The sequence below is a fragment of the Ideonella sp. P3_A4 genome (genome assembly GCF_056403075.1).
The window spans coordinates 1-1,425 of the sequence record NZ_JBFUGE010001037.1 but is presented as its reverse complement, the minus strand read 5'-3'; the positions used below and the strand labels follow the sequence as shown (position 1 = coordinate 1,425).

The following is a 1,425-nucleotide window of genomic DNA, read 5'->3' as shown; positions in this document are numbered from 1 at the left end:
GCGTTCGACCCCAAGACGGGCGACCTTTACTTCGTGCGCAGCGGGGCGGACTTCCGCGGCTGGCGCATCCTGCACAGCCGCTGCGAAGCCAACGGCTGGTCCACGCCGATGGACGCCGCGTTCGCCGGCGACGGCGTCGAGGCCGACCCCTGGTTCACGCCCGACGGCCGCAGCCTGTGGTTCATCTCGACCCGCTCGACCGACGGTGAACATCGCAAGGACCTGGACATCTGGCGCGTCGATCGCGACGCCGACGGCCGCTGGGGCCAGCCTCAGCGCCTGCCAGCGCCCATCAACTCGGCGGGCCAGGAATGGTTCCCGCGGCTGGCCAACGACGGCTGGCTGTATTTCGGGTCGGATCGGCCCGGTGGCCATGGCAAGACCGACATCTGGCGGGCGCGTGAGGCCAACAACGGCCAGTGGCAGGTCGAGAACGCCGGCCCCGCGCTGAACAGCCAGGGCAATGACTACGAGGCGCTGCCGCTGCCGGACGGCCAGACGATGATCCTGATGGCCGAAGATGGCTTGTACGAGAGCCATCTGACCAGCACCGGCTGGTCTGCGCGCGAGAGGCTGCCGAACGAGATCAACGCCAACGGCAGTGAAATCGGCGCGCTGGCTTCGCCGTCCGGCCGCACGTTGATGTTCTCGCGCGACCTGAAGGAAAACGCCAGCGGCGAATTCTTCGTCTGGCACCGCCAGGGCCAGGAAGACTGGCCACCCGCCTGCCCGGCACGACGTTAGACGCGCTGGCACCGCCCTGAAGTCAGGGCCGTGGGTTTCTTGGCATCATGGCCACTTTCAGCCCCGCCGGACGCCGCCACTGTGAGCCGCCCCAGGAACCGCTACTTCGACCCATCCAAGCCGCACCACCGGCCCGACGGGTTCCAGAACAACCACAGCGACTTCCAGCCCAAGAGCCTGGCCGAGGTGTTGCGCTGGCGAATGAACGCCTCGCGGAACAACTTGCCACCACCGCCTCGCGACCCGATCCCACGGACGCCACCGGATCTCGGCTTCTTGCATGCCAATGCGAAGGCCGGAGCCCGCATGCAGCCGGCCGTCACCTGGGTCGGCCATGCCACCGTCCTTGCGCAGTTGGGCGGGCTCAACGTGCTGACGGACCCGATCTTTTCTGACCGCGCCTCGCCCGTGCAGTTCGCCGGGCCGAAGCGGCACCAGCCGCCAGGCCTCGCGCTGGACGAACTGCCCCGCATCGACCTGGTCGTCGCCTCGCACAATCACTACGACCATCTGGACGAAGCGTCCATCCGGCACCTGAACGAGCAAGCGGGCGGCCCGCCTCTCTTCGTCGTTCCGCTGGGTCTCGAGGATTGGCTGCGCAGCAAGGGCGTGTCGAAAGCACGTGAGCTCGACTGGTGGGACTCGCACACCGTTGACTCACCGAAAGGCGCTGTAGAGGTC

At 67.7% G+C, this 1,425-nt stretch carries 2 protein-coding genes; both read left to right on the top strand.

Features of this window, described 5'->3' with window-relative positions:
- A partial coding sequence (locus tag AC1DYI_RS35610) for a TolB family protein (protein WP_477208812.1) occupies positions 1–744 on the top strand: 744 nt, incomplete at its 5' end.
- An 81-nt stretch (positions 745–825) separates the two neighbouring features.
- The coding region (locus tag AC1DYI_RS35605; RefSeq protein WP_477208811.1) for an MBL fold metallo-hydrolase at positions 826–1,425 on the top strand (600 nt) is incomplete at its 3' end.